Genomic DNA, 25,911 nt, shown 5'->3' with positions numbered 1-25,911 from the left:
GTTTATGCCCTGGCGTTAGGCCCTGGCGCGCGCACGGGCGGCCTTCAGCCGCTCGTTGGCATCGAGGACCACCTTGCGGATGCGGATCGCCTCCGGGGTGACCTCGACGCACTCGTCCTCGCGGGCGAATTCGAGTGACTCTTCCAGCGTGAGGTTCCGCGGCGGGGTGAGGTTCTCGAAGCTGTCGGAGGAAGCGGCACGCATGTTGGTGAGCTTCTTTTCCTTGGTGATGTTCACGTCCATGTCATCCGCGCGCGAGTTCTCGCCGACGATCATGCCCTCGTAGACCTCTGATGTGGGCTGCACGAAGAAGGAGCCGCGCTCCTGCAGGTTGATCATCGCGAAAGGAGTGACCACGCCTGCGCGGTCGGCCACCATCGAGCCGTTGGTGCGGTACTCGATCGGCCCGGCCCACGGCTCATAGCCCTCGGAAATGGATGCGGCGATGCCGGCGCCCCTGGTTTCGGTCATGAACCGGGTGCGGAACCCGATCAGGCCGCGCGCCGGAACGATGAATTCCATCCGGACCCAACCGGTGCCGTGATTGGCCATGTTGGTCATCCGGCCCTTGCGGGCGGCCATCAGCTGGGTCACCGCACCGAGGTACTCCTCGGGCACGTCGATGGTCATGTGCTCCATCGGCTCGTGGACCTTGCCGTCGATGGTCTTGGTGACCACCTGGGGCTTGCCCACGGTCAGCTCGAACCCTTCGCGGCGCATCTGCTCCACCAGGATGGCCAGTGCCAGCTCACCGCGGCCCTGGACTTCCCAGGCGTCCGGGCGCTCGGTCGGCAGTACCTTCAGCGAGACGTTGCCGATCAGTTCCTTGTCCAGCCGGTCCTTGACCTGGCGCGCCGTGACCTTGGCGCCCTTGACCTTGCCGGCCAGCGGCGAGGTGTTGATGCCGATGGTCATCGAGATAGCCGGATCGTCCACGGTGATGAGCGGCAGCGGCTGCGGGTCCTCGGCATCGGTCAGGGTTTCACCGATGGTGATGTCCTCGATGCCGGCGACGGCGACAATCTCGCCCGGGCCGGCCGATTCCGCCGGAACCCGCGACAGGCCCTTGGTGGCCAGCAGTTCGGAGATCCGCACATTCTTCAGCTGGCCGTCCTGGCGGGCCCAAGCCACGGTCTGGCCCTTCTGCAGGGTGCCGTTGTAGATGCGCAGCAGGGCCAGGCGGCCCAGGAACGGGGATGCGTCAAGGTTGGTCACGTGGGCCTGCAGCACGCCGTCCGGATTGTAGGACGGGGCAGGGACGTGCTCCATGATGGTGGCGAACAACGGCTCCAGGTCCTCGTCCTCCGGCAGGGTGCCGTCGGCAGGCTGGGTCAGCGACGCGCGGCCGGCTTTGCCGGAGGCGTAGACCACGGGGACGTTGAGGACGGCGTCCAGGTCCAGGTCCGGAACTTCGTCCGCCAAGTCGGAGGCCAAGCCCAGCAGCAGGTCCATCGCCTCGGCAACGACGGCGTCGATGCGTGCGTCCGGGCGGTCGGTCTTGTTGACCACCAGCACCACCGGCAGCTTGGCTGCCAGGGCCTTGCGCAGCACGAAGCGGGTCTGCGGCAGCGGACCCTCCGAAGCGTCGACCAGCAGGACCACGCCGTCCACCATGGACAGGCCGCGCTCCACCTCGCCACCGAAATCGGCGTGGCCCGGGGTGTCGATCACGTTGATGGTGATGGTCTCGCCCTGGGCGGACGGGCCGGAGTAGAACACGGTGGTGTTCTTGGCCAGGATGGTGATGCCCTTTTCGCGTTCCAGCTCCCCGGAGTCCATCACGCGCTCTTCGGTCTCGCCGTGGCTGGAGAAGGCACCGGTGTGCCTCAACATGGCGTCCACGAGCGTGGTCTTACCGTGGTCGACGTGGGCTACGATGGCGACGTTGCGAAGGTCGCTGCGAACGGCGCTCTGCGTCGATGTGGTGGTTTCAGACATGCGGGATTACTCTTCCGTGGATTACATGGAACCTGGGCCTAATATCGGACAGCCAGCGCCGTGCCCGGATGCGGGTAGGCACTCCATTGTAAAACGCCGTGCCACTGATGGCCTAACGGAGACCGGAGCCGGTGCGGCGGCCTACCGGACTTCGGGGCCGTAACCGCGCAGGAACAACGCCAAGCTCAGCGCGAGGTGCTCGATTTCGGCCGGGTCAACGCTTTCGTTCGGTGCATGAATGAGTGCGAGCGGCTCCTCCACACCCATCAGGATAATCTCCGCCTCCGGATACGTGTCTGCGAGCACGTTGCACAACGGGATGGACCCACCTTGGCCGAGCATGGTCATTGCCGTACCGTACGCGTCCTGCATCGCAGCGCCCATCGCCCGGAACCCCGGCCCGTCGGTGGAGGCCTCGAATGGCGAGCCGACCGCTTCGGTCCGCACATCGACGGTCACTCCCCAAGGGACGGTACCCCGCAACTGCGCGATCAGCGCGTCGTGGGCCTGGTTGGCATCGGTGCCCGGCGGTATTCGGAGATTAAGCCGGGCGGCGGCGCGCGGCACGATCGCGGCTGACGAGCCCGTGACGGGAGGGCAGTCGATGCCCAGCACGGTCACGGCCGGCCGGGCCCACAGCATGTCCGAAACCGTTCCGTCTCCGAGCAACTCCACTCCCTCGAGCACGCCGGCGTCGGTGCGGAATTGCTCGGCCGGATACGGCTCGCCGTGCCAAGTCCGGGTTGCGTCAAGTCCCTCGATCGTCGTGTTCCCTTTCTCATCGCGGAGCCCGGCGAGCGTTTCGATCAGGGCGGCCAGGGCGTCGGGGGCCGGTCCACCAAACATCCCCGAGTGGACTTCGGACGCGAGTGCCTGCACGGTGACAACCACGTTCACCATGCCCCGCAGGCTGACGGTCGCGGCGGGCCGACCGACCGCTGCGTTGCCGGTGTCGCAGACCAGGATCGTGTCCGCCCGCAGCACATCCGGGTTGGCTTCCACGAAAGACTCCAGGCCGCCCGTGCCCTGCTCCTCCGAACCCTCGACGACGAGTTTCAGGTGCACGGGAATGTCGTCGCCGAGCGCCCGCAGCGCGAGCAGATGCATGACGATGTTGCCTTTGCAGTCCGCTGCCCCACGCCCATACCACCGACCGTCAACCTCGGTGAGCTCGAACGGCGGCGTACGCCACGCAGACTCGTCCAGTGGCGGCTGAACATCGTAATGCGCATACAGCAAGACCGTGGGGGCATCCGGATCGGCGGCGATACGCTGCCCGACCACTGCCCGGCTCCCGTCCGGGGTCAGTTCAAGACGGGCGTCGGCGAAACCGAGTTCGGTGAACTTGTCGCGTACCCACTCGGCAGCCCGGGTGCATTCCTCGGGCGGAAACTGGCGCGGGTCGGCCACCGACTTCATGGCCACGAGTTCCTCGAGCTCCGCTTGTACGGTGGCCATCAGTTCGCTGATCCGAGCATGCAAGTCCACGGTCATCCGTTCGCCGAGCCTGTCGTGGCGAGGCTGTCGACGACCTGCTGGAATTCATCCAGCTCATCGGGGCAATACACCTTGATGATCGCCAACTGACCCCGGAAGACGGCGTTGTCCACCAAGACCGGGCGGATGCCCGGCCCACTCGCACCGTTCGTGAGCAGTCCGTACAGCGTTGCGCGGCTGAGTGCCCTGTTGGGGTCAGCGCACACTGCGCCTCCGTCGTCGCCCAGCACACGGGCCACGACTTCCGGCGCGGGCGTAGCGGTCGCGCCTGCTTCGTGGAGCACCTGAACAAGTTCGGTGGCTTTTTCCTCAGCCCGTTGGCTCTCGCGTGCGCTGCTGAACGCGATCACCGCCCACACGGCCAGGATCACCAGGACTATCGCCACCACCACGTAGAGCACCGATCGCTGGCGGGGGCTCTGCTGCTCGGCTCCCGTACTCATGTCGCCGCTCCCTCCGACTCACTGGCGGCATCCGGCAGCTTCCACGACGGCTTTCGGAGCCGGTAGAACAGCCACGGTATGAGCAGCCCGAGGCCGAGCGCCCCGCCGCCGACGATCACCAAGTAGATCAACGGATTGCCACCACCAAACTGCGACGGCGGAATGAAACCGACGAGGAGGGCGGCCAGCGAGGCCGCGAACCCGACGCCGCAGAGGCTGACAAGCATGGGGGCCCGGTACCCCCGTGGGTGGTCCGGGTGGCTGCGGCGCAACCGCACGGCCGCCACGAACATCAGCAGGTACATGATCAGGTACACCTGGGTGGTGATCACCGAGAAGATCCAGTATGCGCTCGACACGCTGGGGATGAGCGCATAGCCGAGGGCGATCACTGTGGTGATGATGCCCTGCGTCACCAGCAGGTTCTGTTGCACGCCGTTCTTGTTCAGCTTCTGCAGGAACGGGGGAAGGTACCCTTCCTGCCGCGAGATGAGCAACAGGCCCTTCGATGGCCCGGCCAGCCAGGTCAGCATGCCGCCAAGCGACGCGGATACCAGCGCGATGCCGATGATCGGGGTGAGCCATTGCCAGTTGAACACCGCGAGCACCGCGTCGAACGCCTGCATGACGCCCGCCGTAAGCGAGAGCTGATCGGCCGGCACGATCCAGCTGATGGCCAGTGCGGGCAGGATGAAGATCAGCAGCACCAAGCCCATCGCAAGGAAGATCGCTTTCGGGAACTCCTTGTCCGGCCGGCGCAACGACGACACATGGACCGCATTCATCTCCATGCCGCTGTAGGACAGGAAATTGTTGACAATCAGCACCAGACTCGCGAGGCCGGCCCACTCCGGGAAGAAGTTCGCTGCGGTCATGGGGGCGGCGGACGGATTTCCTTGGCCGAGGAAGATGGCGCCGAGCAGCACCAACAGGGTGCCGGGAATAAGAGTTCCGATGATTAGGCCGGCGCCGGCAAGGCCGGCGACACCCTTGGTGCCTCGAGACGAGATGAGCACGCCAGACCAGTAGCAGACCATGATCACCAGCGCAGTCCAAGGCCCACTGCTCGCGAGGTCGGGGTTGATCACGTAGGCGAGTGTGGATGCGACAAACCCAAGCAGGGTCGGATAGTAGAAGATGGTCATCGCGAACTGGCACCACACGGCGAGGAAGCCCATGGGCTTCGAGATGCCGGTGGCCACCCAGTTGTAGACGCCGCCCTTCCACCCCGATGCCAGCTCCGCCGATACCAGCGAGGTCGGCAGCAGGAAGACAATTGCCGGCACAAGGTACAGGAAGACCGCTGCCAGTCCGTAGACCGCCATGGTCGGTGAAGGCCTCAGGCTGGCTACCGAAGCCGTGGTCATGAGCGCCAGCGCGACCCACGAGATGTAGGCGGCGGCGGGAGGCTTGGCCGCGGGCAGACCCGAAGCGCTGGCGCGGCCGTCTGAAGAATCGGCGGCACTCATCAGGGCCTCCTTGGCCCGGGCATCGCTGCCCGCAGCCCTGCGGACCCGTGAGGATCCGAACTCAACCGCATGTCCACGGTGTCCACCTCCAGGTAATCGCCCCGACGTTGCCCCCCTCACGGCACCCAATGTTCTGACCCGTGGCGTCGAGTTACCGATCTGATGCTAGGGATCGTCGCAGAACCTGGGCTCGTCCGGCATCGCCCGAGCAGGATGATCTTTGCCGCAGGCCAGACCAGCGGAAGAGCGCCTGTGGCTTCGTCCGATCCGCCCGGAGGGCCTCCGCCATGCAGGGATTGGCTTCTGGCGGCTCTTCGCGGGCGCCGATGCCGACGAAGAGCCGCCAAGGGTCTATGCAGCGGGCCACCAGCTACGCATCAGCTGCCAGCCAGCCCGGGCTTCTCACCCACTGTGGATGATGCGTCCACCAGGCGCACGTGGTCGACTCAGTGGAGACAGTCCGCTCGGGAGCTAAGGCGCACGCTACAGCGGTTGAAGGGAGTGGCCATGCGCGTGGAGGAAACACCTGCGACACAGCCATGAACGGCAAGGAGCAGGTGGCGGCCGATCAACCGAAGAAGCAGATGACGATACTCCAGGCGTCCTTTATCGGTGTGGGCGCCATGGTCGGTGCGGGGATTTTCGCGCTGCTCAGCGCGGCCGGTGCCGTGGCGGGCTCGGCCGTATGGCTCTCGTTCCTCATTGCCGGCGCGATCTGTGCGATGCAGGGGTACTCCTTCGCCAAGCTCGGTTCCCGATACCCCACCGCAGGAGGGATGCTCACCTATCTGGCGAAGGGGTTTGGCGAGGGCCACATCACCGGCATCGTGTCGTGGCTGTTCTATATGACCGGCGCAATCGTCGCGGCGATGGTGGCCACATCTTTCGGAGGATACGCGAGCGCCGTCGTGGCGGATGATGACCGTGGCTGGGCCATCGTCTTCGCGGTCGGACTCGTCGTCGTCATGACGCTGCTCAACATAGTCGGCTCCACCGCGGTGGCGAGAGTGCAATCGCTCATCGTCAAGGTCGTGTTGGCGATTCTCAGCCTGTTTGCGATCGTGACGATCATGTACTGGGACCCCGCCTTGCTGAACCCCGCCGGTTACCCCAGCCTCCGCGAGATCGTTTCGAGCGTCGCCTTGACCTTCTTCGCGTTCCTCGGCTTCGGTGTCATCACTTTCACGGCCAAGGATCTCCCCCGGCCCGGCCGGCAGCTCCCGCGGGCCATCTATCTCGCCGTGGCGATTGCCACCACCATTTATGTGGCGGTATCGCTCGGCGTGTTCGGGACACTCACCCCGGACCAGGTCGTCGAGTACGGCACAACCGCGCTGGCGGAGGCAGCCAAGCCAACGCTAGGCCAGGCGGGTTATGTACTGATGGTGATTACGGCGTTGTTCTCCACGGCCGGCGCGGTGAATGCGAGCCTCTACCCGGCGGCCGGGATGACTCGCCACCTCGCCGCGGCCGGGCAGTTTCCCCCTGCTTTCGGCCGCCAGATCGGCCGGCGCGCGCCGGTAGGCCTGGTGGTCATGGCCCTGATCACGATCTTCATGGTTGTCGCGCTCGATCTGAACAGCATCGCCTCGCTTGGCGGTGCCGTTGCACTGCTGATCTTCTCGTCGATCACGGCCGCCCACTTCAGGACTTACCGGGAGACGCACGCGAGCTTGGTTGTGCTCGTCGTCGCGCTGGTCGCGACCGCTGGCACACTCGTCGTCTTCGCGATGACCACGCTGGTGGACGAGCCGATGACCGCCATCGCCTTCGTGGTCATCCTGGCTGCAGCGCTCCTGCTGGATCTCATCTGGAAGGGCGTCCGGGACCGCGGGAGTCCACGCTCCGCTCCACGCGACCAGCCAGGTTCCGCTTAGACCAGGCTCCCGTTAGGCCAGTTCGCCGAGTTTGGCCTTCCAGAACGCGCGCCAGTGATCGAGCTGCTCGACCGACTCCAGCCGCTCATGCTGTAGGCCGACAGACGCTTTGCCTGCCGCCTTCTCGTAGATGTGGACATTGACCCGGGAGCCGTCGGCCAGGCCGCAGCGCCAGTAGCGCCATTTTGCCGTGTCGCTCAGCTCGGGTCCGCGGGTCACCGCAATGCCGGAGAACTCCGCCGCGTCACCCACCATGGCCACCCACTTGTCCCGTGCCTGGTCCATGCTGCCCTGTACGGTCTTGCTCACCGAAGTCTGGAACTCGCCGTCGCAGTCCTGGCCCGGCTGGCGCCGGCCGATCTGCTGCTCGAAGGCCACTGTTGCTGACTGCGCCCACCAGCCTTCGGCCAGGCCGGACTCATTCAACGCACTGGCAATCTCCTTATGGCTGAGCGTTGCGGCGTCGATGCCGGTCAGGAAATCTTCGACCTTGGACCAGCTGACGCCGGTGCCTTTTTCGATCGCCTCGATGTTGATGCTGCGAACCACTGACACTCCTGACGTGACAATAGCCCGGCCGGTGTGGTCAACTGACCGCAGCGGCCAGGTTTGCTGGCCCCCGCCCGTCACCGCAACATGGGCAGGGGCGCAGCACTATGGATGGCGGAATTCCAGATTGGACTCAGTCTCCGGCGGCCAGCAGCAGAGCCCGTAGCTCGCGGCGTTCGCGCTGCTTCTCCGGATCGGGCAACGGCACTGCCGCAAGCAGCCGCTGCGTATACAGCTCCTGCGGGTTGCGCAGGATCTCGTCCCGGGTGCCCTGCTCAACGATCCGGCCATGCCGCATCACGCAGATGCGGTCGGCCAACACGTCAATGACAGCCAGGTCGTGTGTCACGAACAGGCAGGCGAAGCCCAGTTCCTGCTGCAGGTTCTGGAACAGCTCCAGCACCGTGGCCTGGACCGACACGTCCAGTGCGGACGTGGGCTCGTCGGCCACCATCAGCTTGGGCTCCAGCGAGAGTGCCCGGGCGATGCCCACGCGCTGCTTCTGGCCGCCGGAAAGTTCGTGCGGATAGCGGTTCCGGTACGCCCGCGGCAGCTCCACCTGGTCCAGCAGCGCCTCGATTCTCCGCTGCAGGGCGGCACCCTTGGCAACGCCGGCCAGGTACATGGGTTCGCCGATGCTCTCGCCAATCGGCAGCCGGGGGTTCAGCGAGGAGGACGGGTCTTGGAACACCATACCCACCTGGCGGCGCAACGCATGCAGCTGCTTGGGGCGCGCTCCGGCGATTTCCTGCCCGACCACGCGCAGCGAGCCCTCCGCGACGGGCAGCAGCCCGACGGCGGCGCGTCCGATGGTAGTTTTGCCCGAGCCGGACTCCCCCACCAGGCCAACCACCTGCCCGGGGTAGATGGACAGGTTGGCGCCTTCCACCGCGCGGAAGGCCGGGACGCGTCCCTGCTTGGGGTATTCGATGGCCACATTGGCCAGCTCCAGCACTGCTTCGCCCCTCTTCACGTCGTGGGCCGACTGTGCCAGGGCTTCGGCGTTCTCGCGTTCGCGCCGTTCCAGTTCGGTCTCGTTGATGCTGAGCGAGGCGCCGGTCGCAGCGGCCAAAGCGGCCGTGATGTCCACTTCGGCGTCGTCGGCCGAGCCCCCGCCCAAGTGCGGCACGGCGGCCAGCAACGCCTGGGTGTATTCATGCTGCGGATTGTTGAAAATCTCCATCGCGGTTCCGGTTTCCACGATCCGGCCGCGCCGCATCACGGCGATCTTGTCCGCCAGATCCGCCACCACGCCCATGTCGTGCGTGATCAGCACGATGGCGCTGTCCAGCTTGTTGCGCAGATTGCGCATCAAGTCCAGGATTTCGGCCTGAACGGTGACGTCCAGCGCAGTGGTGGGTTCGTCGGCGATCAGCAGCTTGGGGTCACAGGACAGTGACTGGGCGATCATGGCGCGCTGCCGCTGGCCGCCGGAGAGTTGGTGCGGATAGGACCGGAAGGCCTTTTCCGGGTCGGGCAGCTCGACCAGTTCCAGCATCCGCAGCGCCCGCTGCTTGGCTTCGTCCGGCGAGATGGCGTTGTGCAGTCGCAGCGTTTCCACAATCTGGAACCCGATGGTGTACACGGGGTTCATTGCGGTCATGGGCTCCTGGAAGATCACGGCGACGTCGTTGCCGCGGACTTGCCGGAGTTTGGCGCTGCTCAGGCCCAGAATCTCCCGGCCGTTGAGCTTGACGCTCCCGGTGGCGCGGCTGTTGGACGGCAGCAGGCCCAGCAGCGCCATGGAGCTGGCACTCTTGCCGGAACCGGATTCGCCCACGATGGCCAGGACCTCGCCGGCCTTGACGTCGTAGGTGAGGTTGATCGCTGCAGGGACCCACTCCTTCTCCACGCCGAAGTCCACACTGAGGTTGGTGACTTCCAGGACGGGCGCGGAAGCGCGAGTCGTCTCCACGCTTCCTACCGGCAGCGTCGGATCAATGATTTCGGTCATAGCTGGTGTTTCCCTTCCAACCTGTCGCAGTTGGTTGATGCTAGTGGAGAACTGGTGGCCAGTCCTGAAACTATGGGGGCATGACAACGTCTGCTGCTGCCAGCTCCACGGTCTTCCGTCCACGCTCCGCGATCTGGTTCACGGGAGTCGTCTGGGCGATGGTGGCAGTCAGCCTGGTGTCCTCCGTGCTGACCCACGGGCCGGACAGCCTGCTTGGTTCCTGGCCGCTGCTGACCATCGCGTACGTGACGTGGTGGCTGGCCTGGTACCCCGTGGTCGTCATCGGCGAGCGCGGGGTGGTACTGCGCAACCCGGTCCGGACGATTACCGTGCCGTGGAGCGCCTTGGTGACCGTGGACACCAAGTACGCCCTGACGCTGATTACCCCGCGCGGGAAGTACAGCTCGTGGGCTGCGCCCGCTCCCGGGATGTTCGGAGTCCACCGCGCCCGCACGGATCATGTCCAGGGGCTTCCTGAGACGACCTACGGCCCGGCCCAGTCGATCCGCCCGGGCGATCTCACGAATTCCGATTCCGGAGCGGCGGCCTTCCACATCCGGAAACGCTGGGCGGAACTTCTGGCCGCGGACAGCATCAGCATCGGTGAGGCGGACAGCGTCCCGGTCAGCCGGACACCAAATTGGGCCGTGCTTGCTGCCGGACTCGCGCTGATGGTCCTCAGCGTCATGACGCTGGCCCGCTGAGCCAGACCGCGGGTCGCCGGAGAGGCGCGGGATACGCATCTCAGACGCCCGACGTCTGGGTGGGTCCGGTCTCGGGGTGGGCGGAAACCGCAGCCGCCTTTGCCTTCTTGGCATTGAACTTCTTTTGCCGCGGGTCGAAGGCGTCGCGCAGTCCGTCGCCGATGAAGTTGATGCACAGGCAGATCGCCACGATGAACAGGCCCGGCCACCAGAACAGCCACGGACGGGTTTGGAACGCTTCCTGGTTTTGGCTGATCAGCGAGCCCAGCGACACGTCCGGCGCCTTCACGCCCATCCCGATGTAGGACAGGCTGGTCTCCAGCAGGATCGCCGCGGACATGCTCAGCGTCACCGAGACGATGATGACGCCCACGGCGTTCGGCAGGATGTGCTTGAAGATGATGCGGGCGTTGGACGCGCCGGCAATCCGGGCGGCATCGACGAATTCCCGCTCCCGCAGGGAGAGGAATTCGGCGCGCACCAGCCGGGCCAGTCCGGTCCAGACGACGGCGCCCACGAACAGGCCCAGGAAGTATGGCTGGACGTCGGCGCCTACCGCGCGGCCTGCCACCTGGCCCATAACCGCCGCGATGATGATCAGCGGAATCACGATCACGACGTCGGTCAGCCGCATCAGCACGGTTTCAACCCAGCCGCGGAAGTAGCCGGACAGCGCACCGATCACGACGCCGATGGCCCCGCCAACCAGGCCGATGAGGAACATGACCGCCACCGAAATCTGGACTCCGCGCATGGTCTGGGCGAAGGTGTCGCGACCCAGCCGGTCCTGGCCGAACGGATGCTCGCCCAGGCTCATGGGGAAAAGTTGCAGCGTGGGGCGCCCGCCGTCGACCAGGTCGTTGACGCCATTGTGCGTGTACTTCCACCAGCCTGGCAGGCCGAACATGCCGCTCGACGAATAGGCGATCAGCAGGATCAGGGCGAAAACCACCAAGCTGATCACGGCGGCGGTATTGCCAAGGAAGCGCCGGCGGACGATTTGGCCTTGGCTCAGGCCCGCCTTGTTCTCATCGGTCGCGGCAACGGGTTTCGTTGACGTGGTGCTCATGCCTTTACCCTCACTCGCGGATCAAGCGCGGAGTAAACCAGGTCCGCGACTAGGTTGAAGACCAGTGCCAGGATGCCGGTGATCAGGAAAACGCCCATCACCGGATTGGGATCGACCCGTTCCAGGGACTGGACGAAGAGCTGACCCATGCCGGCGAAAGCGAACACTCGCTCGGTAATCACGGCACCGCCGATCAAACCGCCGATGTCGAAGGCGACGATCGTGGCAATCGGGATCAGGGCGTTGCGGAAGGCGTGGCGCATGACCACTGTCCTCTCGTTCAATCCCTTTGCCCTCGCCGTGCGGATGTAGTCCATGTTCATGATTTCCAGCATGGAGGAGCGGGCATAGCGGCTGTAGGACGCCAGCGAGATCAGCAGCAAGGCTATGGTCGGCAACAGCAGGTGGGTGAAGGTATCCAGCCCGTGGACCCAGAAGTCTCCCTGCAGGTTCGGCGTCTCGGAGCCGATGGTGGCGATGGGCCGCCCGTTGATCCTGCCGTTGTTGAAGTACGCCGGCCAGGCCTGCATGTACCGGTCCAGCAGGATGAGACCGCCGACCAGGAACGCCGTCATCGCGGCGGCGTTCATGTTCTGGCGGCGGTCGTAGCCGCCCATCAGCCACCCGACGGCCAACCCCACCAGGATGGTGGCGATGGCCAGCAAGAAGATCATCAGTCCGGTGGCTTGGGCCAGGAGAGGTTGGATGGGGAAGTAAATGAGGGCACCGATGCCCACCGTGATCAGGGCCGCATAGAGGGCCTTGCGGTTCTTCAAACCGGCGGCCAGCAGCGTGATGCCGAAAGCAATCCCCACAGAACAAATGACGATGACGACCAGGCCCAGACCCGGGGTCTTGAACCATTGCGTCGCGGAAAGCCCCCACATCACCGCGGCGGCCAGCAGGAAGCCGATCCCTGCCATGCCCAGTTTCCGCCGGAATGTTCCTTTGGCGCAGACGAACCAGACGGCGCCGCTGACTACGCCGATGATCAGAATCGATGACATCGGAATGTGCGGATCCCGGAGGAAATTGTTGAATCCAATGGCTCCGAATTCCTTCAACAACACGGCCACCCAAAACACCGGAAGCGAAAAGAAGAGGAACGCCATGAAGGTGACACTGTAGTCCAGACCGCTGTACTGCCGGAGTGCGGTCACAATTCCGAGCGAAACGCCGATGACGATGGCCAGCACCGCCGCTGCAGTCACCAGCAGAATGGTCATTCCCATGGCCCGGCCCAAGGCCTCGGTGACCGGTTGGCCGTTCAGCGCATAGCCCAAATCGCACTGTCCGACAAAGGGAACGACGCACTTGGCTGCGCCGGCCAACCAGCCGAAGTACCGAATCGGTGCCGGTGTGCCGAGGTCCAGCAGCGCGATCCGCTGCTCAATAAGCTGATCTTTGTTTGGCGAATTGCTGGCACGAAGGTCATGCAGGGGGTCACCTGACAATGCTGTCAATTGGTAGACCAGGAAGGAGGCACCCAGGAGAATCAGTACGGCAGTAAAAAGCCGCCGCACAATGTAGGTCACCATAGCGTTTTTCAACCTCGCTGAAGTGGTTCTGGAAGTCTGGTAGGTCCCTCGGTGTCACAAATGAGCGTAGTGCAGTCGCACGCTGTGGACTATTGGGAAAACCCAACTACTTGTGGCAGGAAATGGACCGTAAAAGCTGCAAGACGTCGGGACCGAGGTGTTCAGGGTCCCGACGCCTTGCATGCTTTGCCTAGGATCAGGCGTGGAGTTTACTTAACCTTCCACTCCCAGAAGTTCCAGAAGACGCCCGTCTGGTTCGGCTGGTACTTCACGCCCTCAATGCGGTCACTGTTGTAGGCATCAAGGCCAACCGACTGGAACAGCGGGAGTCCGTAGAAGGAATCCCAGACGTGCTTGTCGATCTGCGTGACGAGCTTGTCCTGTTCAGCCGAGTCGGTGGTGACGATCAGCTGGTCCATCAGCTTGTCGGCTTCCGGCTCCGAGAAGCCGTTGAAGTTGGAACCGGCGTCGGTCTTGAAGATCTGCGGAACGCCCGAGACGCCCACACCAGGTGAGGTCCAGCCGAAGATCGTCGCGTCGTAGGTTCCGTTGCCCAGTGCAGCACCCCAGTCGGAGGCACCCAGGCCGCCGTCGACAATCTTGAAACCGGCCTTCTCGGCGGATTCCTGGATCAGCGCGTAGGCGTCTGCACGGTTGGGGTTGTCCTTGTTGTACATGATCCGGACTTCCGGAGTAGCGCCGGCGAGAAGCTCCTTGGCGCCCTCGATGTCCGCTTCCTTGTAGTTCCCGGAGCCGTTGCTGGCCGCGGATGCCTCATAGGCCTCCTGAGCCGGGACGAAGAACTGCGAATCCAGCGGAGCAGCGTCCTCCTTGAGCGGCTTCACGATCCGGTCAACGATCGCCTGGCGCGGAACGACCTTCATGAAGGCCTCGCGGACGTTGGCATCCTTGAACACACCGGTGTAGTTCAGGTCGATGTGGTCGTAGGCAAGCTGATCCTCGACGTCAACGGTGACGCCGGGGATGCCCTGCAGCAGTTCGACGGTGTCGGCCGACGGCTGCGGGGCGATGATGTCCACCTCGCCGTTCTTCAGGGCGCTGACCTGGTCCGGCGCGGCACCGATGAAGCGGATGGTCACTTCATCAACGGCCGGCTGCGGCCCGAAGGTGTAGGACTCGTTGCGCACCAGCGTGATCGACTGGTCCGGAGTGATCGAATCGACGACGAACGGCCCGCTGGAGAGGTACAGGGACTCATCGGTCGGCAGCGACTTCGTGTCGAAGCCCGTGTTCCAGAAGTCCGCGACGGCCTTCAGGTCCTTGTTCTCCTTGGCCGGCTCATCGGGGTTGCCGCGCTTCAAGCCCTGGATGAGGTCGACGAGTGCCTGCTCATCGGCCAGACCGGCCTTTTCGGCGAGCACGTGGGCCGGCAGGCCAATGCCGCCGTCGTTGAGGCCGCCGAAGGCGATCTCCCAGTCAGCGAACGGCTCGGCGTACGTCAGCGTGATCGAACGGCCATCGTCGCCGACCTCGGGCATCTCAGTCAGGCCCAGCCCGCTGGTATCGCCGGCGAAGTCGAAGTAGCTCGTCCCGCTGGTGACGTTGCCTTCCTCGTCCGTCTTGGCATCGTTGGCGTAGCCCGATTCGACGAGCCAGTTCAGCAGCAGGTCGCCGGCGTCAACCGGGTTGCCGTCGGACCACTTCGCGCCTTCATTCACGGTGTACTTCACCACGAGCGGGTCATCCGAGACCTTCTCGTACGTTCCGAACTCTTCGTTCCGGACCACATTGAGCTGGTTGTCAACGTAGTAGAAACCGCCATGCGTCATGTAGGCGATTTTGCCGTTGATGTCGACATTGCCCGTGGCGGAATCCGAGTTGAATGAGCTAAAAGCGTTGGTCTCAGCGACGCTGATTGATCCGCCGGCTCCGGCCGCGGTGGACTCGCCCGAGCCTTCGGGGGAAGAATCTCCGCCGCCCGAAGTCGCGCAGGCGCTCAGGGCCAGGGCTGCAACAGCCGCGACACCGATAGCTTTGGAAGTACGTCCGAAACGCATTCCGCCTCCTTGTTTCTGTCTCTGAAAGGCCCCCGGCAGTGCTGCCGGGGACGGACATACACCCCGTCGCCTGAAGTTCAACGAGCTTCCCGCCGAACGTGGCATGTCTCACACGCATAAGAGCGTAAACCGGAACCTCGCGAGTTGGGTATAAAAACTTCGCTTCAGATCCGGTTGTTACCGAGATGCAACCTTAATGCCACGGTCCGTCTCCGTTGGAAACAAGGCCGTCACGGCAACGCTACAACGGAAATAGCCCGGAAACACGGGCCACGCCGCGAACCGCTCTGGGGAATGGAGCCGGAGAGAAGGTTGCCTGAGACAAACTTTAGTTATCGGCTGCTAACTGAACTTCATCCGCTGCTGTCCCCCCTTGGATCGCTGCGCGCGGCTTATTTGACCATGCCGACGACGGCGCGGTGGCCCGAGTCGAGCCGCCGGGTCCATCCCAGCACGTCCAGGTGTTCCAGCAGCGGGACAGCAACCCGCCTGGTAGTGGCCAACGTCTGGCGAGCCTCACTGGTGGTGAAGGGCTGCGGCAGGCGGGCCAATTCGCGCATCGCCATCGCCGGTGCTTGCGGCAGCAGGACCACCCCACCGGCCAGACGCAGCAGGCGTCCGCTTCGCTCCGCGGCGGCAAGCTCGCGGTCGCCCAGCCCGAGATTCTTCAGGTCATAAGCCTCCGGCGCGGCGAAAGGTGCAGCCCTCAGCCCGCGCTCCACCTCGCTCACAGCCGCCTCTGCAGGCCCCAGGCCGTTGCGCGTTCCCGGAAGGCGGATGAAACCGCCGTCGTACTCCAGACCCGCCTCTCGCACCACCGCGTCCAGCAAAGCGTCGGCTTCGGGCCCCAGCAGCTCCCGGGCAGCACCCCGGGACAGGCCCGCCGACAGCGGGTCCTTCGTGGCGAGATCCTGGACCGAGTCCCGCAGCCGCCGCTGCCAGGTATCGAAGACCGGCCGGTGCACCCACCAGTCGCCGAATGCCAAAGCCTGGTCGGGGACCTTGCCGAGGGAAGCGACCCCCATGCGCCGCAACTGGCCCACGCGGACCACGCCACGGCGGGTGACTTCGGTCAGCGCGTCGCCCTCGGGGGACATGGCTGCAAGGCTATGCGCCCGCTTCGTGCTGTCCCCGCGGCGTGTCAGGGCCGGCGGGTCGACGTCAAGGACTTGCGCCCCAGCCATGACCGACCGGCTGCCTGTTGTCCGAAGCACCAGCCGGTCCCCGAGCTCAAGCGGCAGTTGCCGGTCAAGCGAGAGCCGTGCGTGGTCGCCGTCGAAGGAACGCAGCCGGCAGGAAACGGCGGCGGTGCCAATATGGGCGATCAGCTCACGCGGAACGTCGCCGAACGGCGTGCCCATGGTCCGGCGGACGTCGATCGTGTCCACCACCGGCCAACTGCCCTCGGCCAGCAGGACGTCCCCGCGGTGCACGGCATCAGCCGGCACGCCCGAGCGCAGGTTGACGGCCACCCGGCTGGTTGGACCGAGCGAGGGTACCGCGTGGTTTTGACTGTGCAGGGCCCGGACCGACACCGTCCTGCCGTCGCCTTGGCCGTACAGCCGCAGCCGGTCCCCCTGCGTCAGGGTGCCCGCCGTCAGGGTCCCGGTGACTACGGTGCCCGCACCACTGATGCTGAATGAACGGTCGATCCACAAGCGCACCCGGGCCGCGGGATTGGGAGGCGGCACCACGTCCAAGGTCCTGTCCAGGACCCGGCGCAGGTCATCCAGCCCGGTTCCGGCAAGCGCGGACACCGTGACGGCCGGGGCATCCTGCAGTCCGGTGCCGGCCAGCTCAGCCCGTACCTGCGCAAGAACCTCCTCGGCCCGATCCGGTGCGCGGTCGCTGCGGGTCAGCACCACCACCCCATGCTTAATGCCAAACGCGGCGATGGCGTCGCGGTGGTCGCTGGATTGTGGCTGCCAGCCCTCGTCGGCGGCGACGGCGAAACACACCACCGGGACGGGCCCGAGCCCGGCCAGCATATTTCCGAGGAAACGTTCGTGGCCGGGCACATCCACGAACGCGACATCCCTGCCCGACGGCAGCCGCGTCCAGGCGAAACCCAAATCGATGGTCAGCCCCCGGCGCCTCTCTTCAGCCCAGCGGTCGGGCTCCATTCCGGTCAGCGCGCGGACAAGGGTACTTTTGCCGTGGTCCACGTGCCCGGCGGTGGCCACCACGAACATTTCAGGAGCCTTCGCCGCTCGGCCGGTCATGGAGCCGCGCAAGTGCCGAGCGCACCGCGGCAGCCAGCCGTTCGTCGTCGGCTTCGGGCACGCAGCGCAGGTCAACAAGGCAGGCACCGCCGTGGACCCGCGGCAGTACAACCGGGTCCCCGGTGCGCAGCCGCCGGGCAGCCGGTTCGGGCAGCTCGACTGCCCACCCCGGCAGCGGAACCCCGGGCGCTCCCCCGCCGCCGACCCGTCCGTCGTGTTCGACCATCCGGCCTCCGGTGGCAGCCGCCAAGCGCTCGGTGCGCTCGCGCAGCCGAACCGGATCGGCGTGCAGGGCGGCCGCCACCGGCGTCTGCCCGCCGACGACGGTGGCTTCCATCGCCGCCAGTGTCAGTTTGTCCGCCCGCACCGCCCGCGCCAGCGGATGGCGGGCCAAGCGGGCCATCACGTCGGCGCGGCCCAAAACCAGTCCTGCTTGCGGGCCGCCCAGGAGTTTGTCCCCGCTGGCGATGACGACGTCGGCACCGGCGGCCAGCGCACCGGTCATGTCCGGTTCCCCTGGCAGCGTCGGGTCCGGCGCCAGCAGGCCGCTGCCGAGATCCACGACCAGCGGCACCTGATGTTCGTCGGCTAGGGCGCGCAGCTCGCCGATGCCGACGTCGGAGGTAAAGCCGCTGACCCGGAAATTGCTGGGGTGGACCTTGAGCAGGCAACCGGTCTCCGTGTTGATCGCCGCAGCGTAATCGGCCAGGTGCGTCCGGTTGGTGGTCCCTACTTCGCGCAAGCGGGCACCGGTGGATTCAATCAGCTCCGGCAGCCTGAAACCGGCGCCGATCTCCACGAGCTCACCGCGGCTGATCACGACTTCACCGGTGCCGGCGAGCGCGGTGGTGGCCAGCACCAGGGCCGCAGCGCCGTTGTTCACCACCAGGGCTTCTTCGGCAGCCGGACAGGCGGCCAGCAGGGCCCGTCGCGCACCCGCTCCGCGCCGGGACCGCGCGCCGGTGGGCAAGTCCATTTCCACGTCAACATAGCCTGCCGCGTCGAGCAACGCGTCACAGGCGGGACCGGAGAGCGGGGCGCGTCCCAGGTTCGTATGGACGATAACGCCCGTGGCATTGAGGACGGGCCGCAGCGAGGAGGCTGTACGGGACGCTACCGCGGCCAGGACGCTCGCCTCGACGTCTCCCGGGGCAAGATCGCCGCGGCGGGCCTGTTCCTGCACGTCCCGAACAGTAGAACGGATCACGTCGTCGCCGAGCCGGCCGCGCGCGTGGCGAAGCCCTGGATGCGCCAGCAGCTGATCGGTGCGCGGAATATGCCGGCGCGGGTCGTTCTGGCCCACGGCCCCTCCTTCGGCGCGTCAGCGAGCTGCTTGGTGGCGGAAGCGGACGGGAATCGAACCCGCCAGACCGAGGTACTCGGTCTCACCGGTTTTGAAGACCGGGGGGCCCACCAGGACCCGGACGCCTCCACGAGCATGCTAACACCGCCTTCGGCTCCTATGCTGGTGCCATGAACGCGACCACCGGCGTACTGGAAGAACCCGCGGAAGCCGTCCGGCTCACCGCCTTCGCGCACGGCGGAGGCTGCGCCTGCAAGATTCCGCCGGGCGAGCTCGAGGATGTTGTCCGCGGGTTAACGGGCCAGACCGACCCCGGCGTCCTGGTCGGGCTCGACGACGGCGACGATGCGTCAGCCGTCCAAGTGGGTGAGGATCTCGCGGTGCTCTCGACCGCGGACTTCTTCACGCCCGTGGTGGACGATGCGTATGACTGGGGCCGGATTGCGGCAGCGAACGCTCTCTCCGACATTTATGCCATGGGTGGGCGGCCGATCAGCGCGATCAACCTGGTCGGTTGGCCCCGCGGCGTGCTGCCGATGGAGCTGCTGACCGAGGTGCTGCGGGGTGGGCTGGATGTGGCTGCGGAGGCTGCATGCCCGGTGACCGGCGGGCACTCAGTCGACGACCCGGAACCGAAGTACGGGATGGCAGTGACCGGAATCGCCGAGCCCGGACGCTTGATGCGCAATGACGCGGCCCGGGCCGGACTCCCGATCACGCTGACCAAGCCGATTGGCCTGGGTCTGCTCAATAACCGGCACAAGCAGACCGGGGAGGTCTTCGACGAGGCGATCGCCGTGATGACTCAGCTGAACCGGGATGCGGCCGACGCGGCCGTGCGCAGTGGCGTCCGCGCGGCAACCGACGTTACCGGATTCGGTTTACTGGGCCACCTCTACAAGATGTGCCGCGCGTCCGGGGTGGGAGCGGTGATCGACCGCGCTGCGGTTCCCCTCGTCGGCGGCGCACGAGAGGCGCTTCGGGATGGCTACATCTCCGGCGGCACCCGGCGCAACCTGGAATGGGTGCGCCCGCATGTGCGGACGGGAGCAGGCATTACCGAGGATGATCTGCTGGTGCTGGCAGATGCACAGACCTCGGGCGGGCTGCTCGTGGTTGGAGAGCTGCCGGGGCACCCCGTCGTGGGAGAGATCGTGGCGGGCTCCGGGATCGAGGTGCGCTGACTCTCCCGGCCTATCCGGCAGTCGTGATCCCGCCTAGCCGGCGGTCGTGATCGAATCGTCGACGATGCCGGCTTTCCGGCGGGTCGCGAGCCGTCGCTTCTGCGGTTCAATCGTGTACCGGGGGTCTTCGGTCGAGCGGATGCCGGCCCGCAGAACTCCGAACCGAGTCAGTGCCGAGGCCGTCAGCAGGACCACGCCGCAGGCCGCCGCCACCGGCCGGTGCCTGCCGCCGGCCATGACTCCGATGCCGCCGGCGGCAGCCAGCCACTGACTCCACGCGAGCATGCGTCCGGGCGCACCCTCGCGGAGAGGTTCGGCCGCGACCGGGTCCATTCGGTGTTCCATGGCCCGGGTGGCGATCAGATCGCCGGCAACGCCCAGGACCGCCAGCACGCGGGCCGGGCCTGCTTGCTGGACCGGCGTGGTGATCATCGCCAGACCGGCTGCGGCCAGGCTGGCAGAACTGACGAAGACGAAGGGCAGGTCTTCGCGCGCTGCGTTCCACGTCGGGTTGGCAGTATCCGACAACAACACCGCGGTGTAGGCGGAGAGCGGGGTGGCGAACAAAGCCGCCTCGACGCCCGCCGGCCCCTCGATCGTGCGCAGCACTTTGCGCAGCGGCCCCAGCGGGAGCCGCGATCCGGTCATGCGGTCGATCTCGGAAGCTGCGGAGATACCGACGCCGGCGCTAAACGCCGCCAGGATCCAGGAGCCCAAACTCATCGGTGACGTGGGTTTGATGGTCCGCAGCATATTGAGGAAACGCTCCGGCCGGCCCAGATCGGCAACCAGCGCCGCAGCACCAATTCCCACCGATGCAAGGGCTGCAAGCCTGCTGTTCCGGCACAGTACCGGCCTGCCCGTGAGCTGTCCGCCGAGTCCAAGCAGCGCGGAACCGCCCGCCACGCCCCCCAAAAAGAGGTAAGCACTGATCGGGTCGCCCCACGGCGGTGGTTTGACCACCGGCCGGCCGTAGTAGGAGGTGAACTCCGCCTCCGGCACCATCGGCGTCTCGCCCGGCCCCTCCCCCGCCCCGGCGCGCCTCCGCTTGCCTCCACGCTTGGAGCGGCGAGGCGGTTCGGGCGGCCGGTAGTCGTCGAAGTCGGAGACGGTCAAGGGCGGCCTCCCACCAGAAAGGCCGCAGCGGCCGCGGCCAGCATGCCGGCAGCGGCAAGGCCGGCCCGCTTGAACATTCGTGGCAGGTCGGCGGTGGGCACGCGCGGATCCGGCGGCAGACCGTACACCTCCGGTTCATCCAGCAGCAGGAACACCGAACCGGTGCCTCCCACACCGTCGGCGTCGTTGGCCCCGTAGAGGCGCGCCTCGGTCAGCCCCTGCGCGTGCAGTTCGGCAACGCGCTCTTTCGCGGTGCTCACCATCTGCTCGCGCTCACCGTACTTGATCGACGTCGTCGGGCAGGCCTGGGCACAGGCGGGAGTCTGGCCATCAACCATCCGGTCGTAGCACAGCGTGCATTTCTGCGCGACGCCTACGTTGCGGGTCGGCGCCTGCTCCCCCGGGGTGAAATCGCGCTGTCCCTTCACTCCGGCAGTGCCATCGCTGCGCCGCTCGATCACTCCGAACGGGCATCCCGCGACGCAGGTTCCGCAGCCATTACAGACATCGTCCTGCACCACAACCGTGCCGTGTTCGGTCCGGAACAGGGCACCGGTCGGGCAGACGTCGAGGCACCCGGCATTGGTGCAGTGCTTGCACACGTCCGAAGACATCAGCCACCGGAAATCGGGCGTGTCCGGCGGCGTCGTGTCCACGTCGGGTGAACTGCCCGCAGCTGCGGGGGCGCCCGGCGGTCCGATGCCGGGCATGCCGAGGCTGACCAGCGCCCGCCCCGATTCGCGTGCCTTGTCGATATGCTCACGGTCCTGCTCAATGAAGGCAACATGCCGCCAGGTGTCGGCTCCCAACGAGCCGGTGTTGTCATACGAGGACTCGAGCAGCTCGAACTCCGAGTCGTGGGGATTGCGGTTCCACTCCTTGCAGGCCACTTCGCAGGCTTTGCACCCGATGCAGATCGACGTGTCGGTGAAAAAGCCCTTTCGAGGGTGTCCCGTGTGCGGGATGTGTCCGGGGGCTTCGGTCAGCTTGTTCATTTAGCCTTCCCTCGTCGCGTCGTCGCCCGACACCCGGTTGGGGCCGGTGACCTTGTCGCTGCCGGTCTCGGGCGTCACACCGGCGCGGGCCTGATAGGCGGCCACCAAGGACAGGAGTTCGGGCCCCTGCGGCCGACGACCCGGGATGATGTCGCACGATCCGGCTTTCGATTCCTGGATCTGCACGTTCGGGTCAAGTGTCACTCCGAGCAGATCGTTGGCCGCATCGCCGCTGACGACGGCGTCACCGCCGACTCCCCAGTGGTAGGGCAGCCCGATCTGGTGCATCGTGCGCCCGCCGACCACCAACGGTCTCACCCGGTCGGTGACGAGTACCTTAGCCTCGATGGCGGCCCGTGTTGAGATGATGGTTGCCCAGCCGTAGGGTTCCAATCCGCGTTCGGCCGCCAGTTCCGGGGATACTTCGCAGAACATCTCCGGCTGAAGCTCGGAGAGGTACGGCAGCCATCGGCTCATGCCGCCGGCCGTGTGGTGTTCGGTCAACCGGTACGTGGTGAAGACGTACGGGTAGATGTCCGCCCCCGGCGTGCCCGCACTGGGGGCGCTGAGGTTGTCTTCGCGCGGATAGATCAGCCGGGCCGGGTTCTGCTGCTGCCGGTAGAGCGGGTTGGCCACCGGGGACTCCTGCGGCTCATAGTGAGTCGGCAGCGGACCGTCCACCATGCCTTTCGGCGCGAACAGCCATCCTTTGCCGTCGGCTTGCATGATGAAGGGATCGTCCCCGGCCAGCGCGGCTGCGCCGCCAAGGGATATATCAGGACGGCTTCCCGGAGCTCGATCTGCTGGGAAGTCGGGGACGTCCTCGCCGGTCCACCGGTTTTGCTTCTGGTCCCACCAGATGTACTTCTTGCGTTCGCTCCACGGCTTTCCCTCGGGGTCCGCCGAGGCGCGGTTGTAGAGAATGCGGCGATTGGCAGGCCAGGCCCAGCCCCATTCGGAGGCGACTGGCCCTTGTTCCTGGCCGGGCTTTCGGTCTGCGGCGTGGTTAATGCCGTCCGCGTAAACGCCGGTGTAGATCCAGCATCCGCCATCCGTCGAGCCGTCGGGGCGCATCTCGGTGTACGACGAGAGAGGCTGGCCGGCCTTGGGGCCACTGAGGTGGCGGCCGTTGATTTCAGCCAGCACCGCCTCGCCGTCAGGCTCGCCGTTTTCATCGGTGGGATAGTCCCAGGTTAAATCCAGCAGCGGCCGGTCCCGTTCATCGGTCGAGTCCGCAAGCTTGGCCCGGATGCGCTTGCCCAGCTCATAGAAGAACTGCAGTTCGCTCTGGCAGTCGCCCGGCGGCCGGACAGCCTGATGCCGCCATTGCAGCAGTCGCTGGGTCTGTGTGAAGGAGCCTGCCTTTTCCACATGGGTCGCCGCCGGCAAGAAGAAGACCTCGGTGCCGATGTCCTCAGTGCGCAGCTCGCCCGAAGCGATCTCCGGACCGTCCTTCCACCACGTGGCCGACTCGATCAGGTTGAGATCGCGCACCACCAGCCATTTCAGATGGGACATACCAAGGCGCTGCATCCGGCCATTGGCGGACCCGATGGCCGGATTCTGGCCAAAGATGAAGTAGCCGTCTACCTCATCGGCAAGCATGTTCATCACCGTCTGGTAGGTCCCGTGCGGACCGTCAATCCGGGGCAGGTACCCATAGGCCCAGTCCGAGTCTTCGTTGGCGGCGTCGCCCCACCAGGCTTTGAGCAAGCTGATGGTGTAGGCGTCCGCGTCTGCCCAGAAGCCCTTCTGCTCCTTGGACGCGATGGCGTCGCAGTATTCGCTCAGCGTCTCAATGCCGGCCTTCGGCATGGGGAGGTATCCGGGCAACAGGTTGAACAGCGTGGGGATGTCGGTGGAGCCCTGGATGCTGGCATGGCCGCGCAGCGCCATGATGCCGCCGCCAGGCCGCCCCACGTTGCCCAGCAAAAGCTGCAGGATCGCCGCGGTCCGGATGAACTGCGCACCCACGGTGTGCTGGGTCCAGCCGACGGCATACGCAAAGCAGGTGGTCCGGTCGCGGCCGGAGTTCTCCGTGACGGCCCGCGCCAGGTAGTCAAAATCCGCCAGCGAGATGCCGCAGGCATCCCGGACCATTTCCGGGGTATAGCGCGAGTAGTGGCGCTTCAGGATCTGGAACACCGTCCGTGGGTGCTCGAGGGTCGGGTCCTGCACAAAATCAGGGCGCCCCATCGGCGGACCACCGCTGCCATACTGATCCCCGGCGGCCCGGGCGGCGGTATCGGCGCCGTGTTCGTGTCCGTGTTCTACCGACTCTTCTGTCTCTGACTTCCGCTCATAAGCCCAGGACGCCAGATTGTAGTGGCCCGTCTCAGGCTCAAATCCGGAGAACAGCCCGTCCAGGTCTTCGGTGTCACGGAACTCTTCGTTCACCAGCGTTGCCGCGTTCGTGTAGGCAAGGACATATTCCTTGAACCACAGATCGTTGCTGATCACGTGGTTGATCAGCGCACCCAGCAGCACGATGTCCGAGCCGGCGCGGATCGGGACGTGCTTGTCGGCCACCGCGCTGGTGCGGGTGAAGCGCGGATCCACATGGATGACCTTCGCGCCGCGTGCCTTGGCCTCCGTCACCCACTGGTAACCGACGGGATGGCACTCGGCCATGTTTGAACCCTGAATCACAATGCAGTCAGCATTGGCCATGTCCTGAAGCGATTGCGTCGCTCCGCCGCGTCCAAAGGAGGTTCCCAGACTGGGAACCGTGGCGGAGTGTCAAATGCGTGCTTGGTTTTCCAGTTGGATGGCGCCCGCTGCGGTGAAGAGTTTCTTGATCAGATAGTTCTCTTCATTGTCCAGCGTGGCCCCGCCCAACCCCGCGATCCCCATGGTCCTCCGAAGCCGACGACCATGCTCATCGTTTTCCTGCCAGTTGTTCCGGCGCGCTTCGAGGAACCTCTCGGCCACCATCTCGACGGCGGTGTCCAGGTCCAGGTGCTGCCAGTCCTTGGCATGGGGTGCCCGATACAGCACCTGCGTCTGCCGGCTCGGCGCATTGACCAGCTGCTCGCTCGCTGACCCCTTGGGGCAGAGCCGACCCCGGGAAATCGGCGAATCCGGGTCGCCTTCGATCTGGACGACCTTCTCATCCTTGACGAAAACGCGCTGGCCGCACCCCACCGCGCAATAGGGACACACGCTTTGCACCACGCGGTCCGCGGTGGACGTTCGCGGAGCGATATCGCGGGTTCGGGGCGAGGTGACGGCCCCGCTCCGCCCCAGTGAATCACTCGTCCGGAACTGCCGTACCACCGGCCACTCCAGATAGCTGAACCGCGACATGCGCCCACCCTAACCCAAACCATGCACGGGCAACAGGGGCGCGACGGCGCCGCTGCGGGCAGCCCTCAAAGTCCAGTCCGCCGAACCGGCGGCTCATCCGTTCAAGGGAACCTCAGGACGCTGCGGATTACACCGCACACCTACATCCAAAGGACACCGTCTTCCCGGAATTCCCGGATGCGGTGGGCCATCATTCGGCCCAGCAGCTCAGCGGGAACCGGCCCCGAATACGGCAGTTTGATGGAGCCTTTGCCGGTCTGGAAACCGGCAAGTTCGGCGCTGAACGCATCCAAGGTGCTGGGTGTGAAAACAAAATTCGCGTGCTGTTGGTAGCCGGCGAAAATAAACATGATGGTTCCGTCCAGGGAGTAGGCCGGATTACCCCACTTCAGCCCTTCGTCGGCCTGCGGAACATGGGTGCGGCTCAGCTGGCGGAGTTCGGCCAGCCGCCGAGCGGCCTCTTCCGGGAACGATTCGAGGTATTCGTCAACGGTCTGCGGCTTGTTCACGCTCTCAACGTACCTCTTCCCGGACAACCGGCATCGGTTCGACGGCGTCCCGGTGCATCGCTGCCGCGTCCGCTCCCCCGCCCGATACGGGCAGCCCGGCCCACCACCGACGGGCCTGCATTTCGATGCGGGGACCGGCAAGATATTCACAGCAGGCGTCGTGCGGTCCATACTCGAACACGTACAGGGCATCCGCACGGCGGAGCCGCCCCTGGCACAG

18 protein-coding genes and 1 tRNA gene are annotated in these 25,911 nt (G+C 65.8%); 3 read left to right on the top strand and 16 right to left on the bottom strand.

Translation table 11 applies throughout. From position 1 onward, the window contains the following. Positions 1-15 precede the first annotated feature (15 nt). The 4 genes from typA to ACMX2H_RS12850 form a co-directional block, all read right to left on the bottom strand. On the bottom strand, positions 16-1,938 hold the full coding sequence (gene typA / locus ACMX2H_RS12865) for a translational GTPase TypA (protein WP_414960879.1): 1,923 nt from the start codon (positions 1,936-1,938) through the stop codon (positions 16-18). 141 nt (positions 1,939-2,079) lie between these two features. Continuing rightward, complete coding sequence (locus ACMX2H_RS12860; RefSeq protein ID WP_414960878.1) at positions 2,080-3,426, bottom strand: dipeptidase; 1,347 nt, start codon at positions 3,424-3,426, stop codon at positions 2,080-2,082. Between the two features lie 2 nt (positions 3,427-3,428). Further along, a complete protein-coding gene (locus ACMX2H_RS12855) occupies positions 3,429-3,878 on the bottom strand; it encodes a hypothetical protein (RefSeq protein ID WP_414960877.1) in 450 nt (149 codons plus the stop codon). Further along, a complete protein-coding gene (locus ACMX2H_RS12850; RefSeq protein ID WP_414960876.1) occupies positions 3,875-5,347 on the bottom strand; it encodes an APC family permease in 1,473 nt (490 codons plus the stop codon). Before ACMX2H_RS12850 ends, ACMX2H_RS12855 begins: the two co-directional genes overlap by 4 nt. Before the next feature lie 539 nt (positions 5,348-5,886). Here ACMX2H_RS12850 and ACMX2H_RS12845 point away from each other — a divergent pair. Continuing rightward, entirely contained in the window at positions 5,887-7,224 is a 1,338-nt protein-coding gene (locus ACMX2H_RS12845) for an APC family permease (protein ID WP_414960875.1), read from the top strand. Positions 7,225-7,236: 12 nt separating this feature from the next. On the opposite strand, the gene ACMX2H_RS12840 is transcribed toward ACMX2H_RS12845, so the two are convergent. Both ACMX2H_RS12840 and ACMX2H_RS12835 read right to left on the bottom strand, forming a co-directional pair. Beyond that, the gene (locus ACMX2H_RS12840; RefSeq protein ID WP_414960874.1) at positions 7,237-7,773 is read right to left on the bottom strand and encodes a hypothetical protein; all 537 of its coding nucleotides are present in this window, start codon (positions 7,771-7,773) and stop codon (positions 7,237-7,239) included. 133 nt (positions 7,774-7,906) lie between these two features. Then, positions 7,907-9,727 carry an ABC transporter ATP-binding protein gene (locus tag ACMX2H_RS12835; RefSeq protein ID WP_414960873.1) on the bottom strand — a complete coding sequence of 607 codons (1,821 nt, stop codon included), beginning with the start codon at positions 9,725-9,727 and terminating at the stop codon, positions 7,907-7,909. 80 nt (positions 9,728-9,807) lie between these two features. On the opposite strand from ACMX2H_RS12835, the gene ACMX2H_RS12830 reads away from it, so the two are divergent. Beyond that, complete coding sequence (locus tag ACMX2H_RS12830; protein ID WP_414960872.1) at positions 9,808-10,431, top strand: PH domain-containing protein; 624 nt, start codon at positions 9,808-9,810, stop codon at positions 10,429-10,431. Between the two features lie 40 nt (positions 10,432-10,471). Here ACMX2H_RS12830 and ACMX2H_RS12825 read toward each other — a convergent pair whose 3' ends face one another. From ACMX2H_RS12825 to ACMX2H_RS12800, 6 genes are all read right to left on the bottom strand, one after another. Further along, on the bottom strand, positions 10,472-11,500 hold the full coding sequence (locus ACMX2H_RS12825) for an ABC transporter permease (RefSeq protein ID WP_414960871.1): 1,029 nt from the start codon (positions 11,498-11,500) through the stop codon (positions 10,472-10,474). Further along, entirely contained in the window at positions 11,497-13,038 is a 1,542-nt protein-coding gene (locus tag ACMX2H_RS12820; protein WP_414960870.1) for an ABC transporter permease, read from the bottom strand. Before ACMX2H_RS12820 ends, ACMX2H_RS12825 begins: the two co-directional genes overlap by 4 nt. A gap of 209 nt (positions 13,039-13,247) precedes the next feature. Next, positions 13,248-15,056 carry an ABC transporter family substrate-binding protein gene (locus tag ACMX2H_RS12815; RefSeq protein ID WP_414960869.1) on the bottom strand — a complete coding sequence of 603 codons (1,809 nt, stop codon included), beginning with the start codon at positions 15,054-15,056 and terminating at the stop codon, positions 13,248-13,250. 392 nt (positions 15,057-15,448) lie between these two features. After that, the gene (gene selB / locus ACMX2H_RS12810; RefSeq protein WP_414960868.1) at positions 15,449-17,248 is read right to left on the bottom strand and encodes a selenocysteine-specific translation elongation factor; all 1,800 of its coding nucleotides are present in this window, start codon (positions 17,246-17,248) and stop codon (positions 15,449-15,451) included. 1 nt (position 17,249) lies between these two features. Continuing rightward, positions 17,250-18,581 carry an L-seryl-tRNA(Sec) selenium transferase gene (gene selA, locus ACMX2H_RS12805; protein WP_414960867.1) on the bottom strand — a complete coding sequence of 444 codons (1,332 nt, stop codon included), beginning with the start codon at positions 18,579-18,581 and terminating at the stop codon, positions 17,250-17,252. Between the two features lie 34 nt (positions 18,582-18,615). Continuing rightward, positions 18,616-18,710: transfer RNA gene (locus ACMX2H_RS12800), tRNA-Sec, on the bottom strand. A gap of 41 nt (positions 18,711-18,751) precedes the next feature. Here ACMX2H_RS12800 and selD point away from each other — a divergent pair. Continuing rightward, positions 18,752-19,765, top strand: coding sequence for a selenide, water dikinase SelD (gene selD, locus ACMX2H_RS12795; protein ID WP_414960866.1), 1,014 nt, complete (start codon positions 18,752-18,754; stop codon positions 19,763-19,765). A gap of 33 nt (positions 19,766-19,798) precedes the next feature. On the opposite strand, the gene nrfD is transcribed toward selD, so the two are convergent. The 4 genes from nrfD to ACMX2H_RS12775 form a co-directional block, all read right to left on the bottom strand. Continuing rightward, positions 19,799-20,881, bottom strand: a complete 1,083-nt coding sequence (gene nrfD, locus ACMX2H_RS12790; RefSeq protein WP_414960865.1) for an NrfD/PsrC family molybdoenzyme membrane anchor subunit — start codon at positions 20,879-20,881, stop codon at positions 19,799-19,801. Further along, a complete protein-coding gene (locus tag ACMX2H_RS12785) occupies positions 20,878-21,876 on the bottom strand; it encodes a 4Fe-4S dicluster domain-containing protein (protein ID WP_414960864.1) in 999 nt (332 codons plus the stop codon). The genes nrfD and ACMX2H_RS12785 overlap by 4 nt, the downstream gene beginning before the upstream one ends. Continuing rightward, on the bottom strand, positions 21,877-25,182 hold the full coding sequence (fdh, locus tag ACMX2H_RS12780) for a formate dehydrogenase (protein ID WP_414960863.1): 3,306 nt from the start codon (positions 25,180-25,182) through the stop codon (positions 21,877-21,879). It abuts the gene before it with no gap. A gap of 140 nt (positions 25,183-25,322) precedes the next feature. Next, positions 25,323-25,691, bottom strand: coding sequence for an iron chaperone (locus tag ACMX2H_RS12775; protein WP_414960862.1), 369 nt, complete (start codon positions 25,689-25,691; stop codon positions 25,323-25,325). Positions 25,692-25,911 lie beyond the last annotated feature (220 nt).

This window comes from Arthrobacter sulfonylureivorans, from assembly GCF_047607445.1.
GTDB lineage: Bacteria > Actinomycetota > Actinomycetes > Actinomycetales > Micrococcaceae > Crystallibacter > Crystallibacter sulfonylureivorans_A.
The sequence above is the reverse complement of the archived record's forward strand: the minus strand, read 5'-3'. Positions and strand labels throughout refer to the sequence as shown.